This is a genomic window from Acidobacteriota bacterium (assembly GCA_030774055.1).
In the GTDB taxonomy this organism is placed as follows: Bacteria; Acidobacteriota; Terriglobia; order Terriglobales; family Acidobacteriaceae; genus JACPNR01.
The window spans coordinates 1-5,078 of sequence record JALYLW010000065.1; the positions used below are offsets into that span (position 1 = coordinate 1).

Annotated in this window: 3 protein-coding genes; all 3 read left to right on the forward strand. The window is 66.0% G+C overall.

Annotated features, from left to right (window positions below; all coding sequences use genetic code 11):
• The first annotated feature begins 108 nt into the window (after window positions 1-108).
• The 3 genes from M3P27_05000 (at window position 109) to M3P27_05010 (ending at window position 5,074) form a co-directional block, all read left to right on the forward strand.
• Window positions 109-1,374 (forward strand): HD domain-containing protein, encoded by a 1,266-nt coding sequence (locus M3P27_05000; GenBank protein MDP9267668.1) that lies wholly within the window; start codon window positions 109-111, stop codon window positions 1,372-1,374.
• A 150-nt stretch (window positions 1,375-1,524) separates the two neighbouring features.
• On the forward strand, window positions 1,525-3,744 hold the full coding sequence (locus M3P27_05005; protein ID MDP9267669.1) for a DUF1800 domain-containing protein: 2,220 nt from the start codon (window positions 1,525-1,527) through the stop codon (window positions 3,742-3,744).
• A gap of 76 nt (window positions 3,745-3,820) precedes the next feature.
• Window positions 3,821-5,074, forward strand: coding sequence for a DUF1501 domain-containing protein (locus tag M3P27_05010; protein ID MDP9267670.1), 1,254 nt, complete (start codon window positions 3,821-3,823; stop codon window positions 5,072-5,074).
• Window positions 5,075-5,078: the final 4 nt, after the last annotated feature.

The window sequence follows — 5,078 nt, forward strand, 5'->3', positions numbered from 1 at the left end:
TGGAAGCTCGCAGGCGGAGCCTGCGTAGCCGTTAACCAGCGCGGCACACCTCGCCCGCGGCGCGGTTTCCTCTGCTAACGTAAGTCTGCTCAGCGATCTTCGCTGCCTATGGCAGTGGAGAAAGAAAAACTCTCGCGCCTCCTTCCCACCTTCGAGGCGCTCGCCGATCTCGGCAACGAGATGACGGCGGAACGCGACTTCAGCGCGCGCGCGGAGACCATGCTCGCGCGCACCATGCAGGCGCTGGACGCGCGCGAGGGCGCGCTCTTCATCCACAGCGAGCGGCCGGCGATGCTGACCTCGGTCGCCGCCTTTGGCTTTGCCCTCTTCCCCCAGACGGCGGTCATCCCGCTGCTGCCCCGGACCGCCCGGGCGCTGAATCGCCAGCAGCCGGTGTTGCTGCGTGGGACGCACGAGCGCTATTTCAGCGCGAACGGCAACGTGCCGCCAGAAGTTTTCCAAGTCCTCGCGCCGCTGCGAGTCAACGCGAAGCTGGTGGGCGCGATCACGCTGGGGCGAAGAAATGCGTCCGGTGATGATTCCCCCAGTGTTTATTCAGAAGACGACCTGGCCGCACTCGGCATTTTGGCGCAGCCCGTGGCCATGGCGGTGCAGAACCACGTGCTCGCGCATTCCTTGCAGCACCGCATCGCGGAGAACCTGCGGCTGCTGGCTGGGCTGCACTCGATGTACGACCGCACCCTCGAAGCCTTCGCCACCGCCATTGACGTGAAAGACCCGCACACGCGCGGCCATTCACTGCGCGTGGGCCGTTACGCCGCCGGGCTGGGCGAGGCGATGGGGCTCGACCCGGCGCAGGTCGCCGGCCTGCGCGCCGCCGGATATCTCCACGACGTGGGCAAGGTCAACGTGGACAAGTACATCTTCAACAAGCCGGGCGCGCTCGACCGGCACGAGTTCGAGGAGATGGCCGGACACACCTTGGTGGGGCACAAGATCGTCGCCGGCGTGGAGTTTCCGTGGCCGCAGATCCCGGAGGTCGTCCGCTCCCATCACGAGCGCGCCGATGGCTCGGGATATCCCGACCACCTGCGCGGGGAGGAGATCCCGCTGCTCGTCCGCGTGATCGCGCTGGCCGATAGCTTTGACGCCATGACCAGCCAGCGGCCCTACCGGCAGCCGCTGTCGCTCGGCGAGACGCTCACGCACATCGTCCGCTCCACGCCCGACAAGTTCGAAGCCGAGGCGGTGCAGGCGTTGCTGGTGCAACTGCGCCGCGATGCCACGCGCACCGATTCGGCGCTGCCCTTCCTCGAAGCCAGCGTGCCGTTGACGGTCGCTCCTCATGACCTTGATGTGCTGGCCGCCGACCTGAATTATCGCGTCAATCACGCGCGGACGTGGTCGGCGTAGCTTCCCTCCTACCTCGCCGCTTCTTGAAGACTCGCCCACCCTTACAAATATTTACAACTTTTCCTGAGCTGCGGGTTAGAGCGGGAAGTAAGTACGTTTGGTCCGTGGGGGACGAAGATGAAGTTCCGCAGCGTAGTTGGGCCCCTCGCTTTGATCTTCATTCTGGCCGTCTCGGCCGGATTACTGCTCGCCGCTGACAAGAAAGACGACAGGAACGGCGACAAGCAGAACGACAAGCGGCAAGGAACCGGCGCGATGGATTCCTCCAAGCGCGCGCAGCATGCGCTCAACCGGCTGACCTTCGGGGCGCGTCCCGGTGACGCAGAGCGCGTGCAGGCGATGGGGGTGGACCGCTGGATCGAGCTGCAACTCCACCCCGAAAAGATCGACGACGGCGCATTGCAAGCGCGCTTGCAGGGGTATCGCACGCTAACCATGGATACGCGCGAGCTGTTGCAGAACTTTCCGCCGCCGTTCGTGCTCAAGGCGGTCGAGGCTGGGCGCTTCCCGATGCCCTCTGACCCGAACCAGCGCGCGGTCTACGAATCGCAGCTGGCGGCCTACCGCGCACGCCAGCAGAACAAGGCCGCCAAGGGAAACGACGCCGGCAACAACAACGACGGCAACGCGAACCCGGACAAAACTAATGACGGCGCGATGGCCGACGCGGACCGGGCCGAGCGTCGCGAGGCGCGGATGGGTGCCGAGATGAAGGCAGAGGAGATCCTGGCCCTGCCGCCGGAGCAGCGCAGCGCGGCGATCATGAAGCTGTCACCGGAGCAGCGCGCTTTGATCGCACGCACCATGATCGCTCGGACCATGACGGCGCGCACGCCCGCGACGGACGGACGCCAACGCATGCTCGAAGGCATGTCGCCGGAACAGCGCGAGACGCTGCTGGCGATGGCCAATCCGCGCATCGTGGTGGCAGGCGAGCTGCAGTCGGCGAAGATCCTGCGCGCCGCTTACAGCGAGCGCCAGCTCGACGAGGTGATGACCGATTTCTGGTTCAACCACTTCAACATCTACGACAAGAAGGGTCCGGACGCGTACATGATCGGCGAGTATGAGCGCGACGTGATCCGTCCGCGGGCGCTGGGCAAGTTTCAGGACCTGCTGCTCGCCACGGCGAAGAGTCCGGCGATGCTCTTCTACCTCGACAATTGGCAGAGCGTTGGGCCGGGCTCGGATTTCGCGAAGAACGGCGGCGGCGGCCGGCAGCAAGGCTTTGGTCAGCCGGGCGTGGGTCAGCAGGGCATGGGCCAGCAGAATCGGCGCTTTCGCCGGCGCGGCGGCATTTTTGGTGGCGGCGGGAACGAACAGCAGCCGCGGATGCAGCGCAACGATCCCAACCAGCAGTCGGTGCAGCAGACCAGGCAGCGCCGCAGCGGGCTGAATGAGAACTACGCGCGCGAGCTGATGGAGCTGCACACGCTCGGGGTGGACGGCGGGTACACCCAGCAGGACGTCACCGAGCTGGCAAAGGTCCTGACCGGCTGGACGATGCGGCAGCCGCGCCTGGGCGGCGACTACGAGTTCAACGGCCGCATGCACGAACCGGGAACGAAGACGGTACTCGGCCGGCAGTTCTCCGGCGGCGGCGAAGGCGAGGGCGAAGCCGCGCTGAAGATGCTGGCGCACCAGCCGGCGACCGCAAAGTTCATCTCGCGGAAGCTGGCACAGCGTTTTGTGGCGGACGATCCGTCACCCGCACTGGTCGACCGCATGGCGCAGACGTTCCTCAAGACCGACGGCGACATTCGCGAAGTCCTTCGCACCATGTTCCGCGCGCCCGAGTTCTGGTCGCGCGAGGCGTACCGCGCGAAGGTAAAGACGCCGTTCGAGTTCGTGGTGTCTTCCCTGCGCGCGACCGGAGCGGAGATACAGAATCCATTCGTGATCGCGCAGGCGCTCAACAAGATGGGCATGCCGCTGTACGGCATGCAGCCGCCGACGGGATACTCGATGAAGGCGGACGCGTGGGTGAACTCGGCGGCGCTGCTGAACCGCATGAACTTCGCGCTTGGCCTCGGTACGGGACGCCTGCCGGGCGTCACGCTAGGCGCCGCGCTGGACGTCACGCCGAACTCTGCGCAGATGCTGGGTTCGGGCGCGCCGCGCGATACGCAGCAGACATTAGCCACGCTGGAGCAGAAGCTGCTGGCCGGCGACGTCTCGCTGCAGACCCATCAGACGCTGGCCAAGCAGCTCGCCGATCCCCAGGTGGCCGGCGTGAAGATGGACGAGATGGGAGTAGGAGCGGGTCCGAACGTTGCACCAAGCGTTGCTCCAAACGTTGCAAACGTTGTTGCAAGCCCGGGCGTGATCGCCGGATTGATCCTTGGGTCGCCGGAATTCCAGCGCCGGTGACGTGCATTGCGGAGAGCGGATCGCGGGGAATAGCCCGGAAGCTGAAGGCTAGGAGCTAGAAGCTAGGAGCTGTTTTATGAGCATCACTCGCAGGGTATTCATGAAGGGCGGCGCGCTCGCGGTGGTCGGGACGGCGGCGGTGCCATCGTTCCTCACGCGCGCGGCGCTTGGCGCCGAGACCTCGGGCGGCAAGAAGCGCTTCGTGGTGCTCTTCCAGCGCGGCGCGGCCGACGGACTGAACATCGTGATCCCGCACGGCGAGCGCGACTACTACGGCATGCGGCCCACGATCGCCATCCCGCGCGGACAGGAGCTCGAGCTCGACGGGTTCTTCGGACTGCATCCCGCGATGGCGGCGCTGAAGCCGCTGTGGGAGCAGAAGCATCTTGCCATCGTCCACGCCGCCGGCTCGCCAGACACCACGCGCTCGCACTTCGATGCGCAGGATTACATGGAATCGGGCACGCCGGGCGTGAAGTCTACCGAAGACGGCTGGCTGAACCGGGCGTTGCGGGGGGAGACTCTGACCGGCGAGCAGAGGAACACGGCCAGCCCGTTCCGCGCAGTAGCGCTGGGCGGCTCGATGCCGCGCACGCTCTCCGGACGATATCCCGCGATCGCCATCGACAACGTGAACCAGTTCGGTGTGGGCGGGAATAATCCCGGTGCGCAGCCGGCCGCGACTTCATTCGAAGCGATGTACTCGCAGTCGGTGGATTCGGTGCTGCACGGCACCGGGAAAGAAACCTTCGCGGCGGTGAAGATGCTGAAGTCCGCCGACCCGGGCCGCTACACGCCGGCGCCGGGCGCGAATTATCCGCGCGGACGCTTCGGCGATTCCCTGCGCCAGGTGGCGCAACTGCTCAAGGCCGACCTCGGCGTGGAGGTCGCGTTCGCCGACATCGGCGGCTGGGACCACCACGTCAACGAAGGTTCCACGCAGGGCCAGCTCGCCAACCTGCTGCGCGAGTTCTCGCAAGCGCTCGCAGCTTTTTGGACCGACCTGGGGGCGATCGCCGATGAGGCAGTGATCGTCTCGATGACAGAGTTCGGCCGCACCGCGCGCCAGAATGGCAATGGCGGCACCGACCACGGACACGCCGGCGTGATGTTCGTGATGGGTGGCCCGGTGCGCGGTGGACGCGTCTATGGCAAATGGCCGGGCCTCGCGCCCGAACAGCTCTATGAAGGCCGCGACCTGGCGCTGACCACGGATTTCCGCCGCGTGCTCGGCGAGGGCGTCTACCGCCACCTGGGGAACAAACAGTTGGCAAACGTCTTCCCCGGCTTTGAAAGCTCGCCGCGAAACTTCCTGGGAATCCTGGGTTAGACAT

Excerpts from the sequence above, each read along its gene's own strand:
- M3P27_05000 (MDP9267668.1), top strand. The coding sequence starts at position 109 with ATGGCAGTGGAGAAAGAAAAACTCTCGCGCCTCCTTCCCACCTTCGAG.
- M3P27_05010 (MDP9267670.1), top strand. The coding sequence starts at position 3,821 with ATGAGCATCACTCGCAGGGTATTCATGAAGGGCGGCGCGCTCGCGGTG.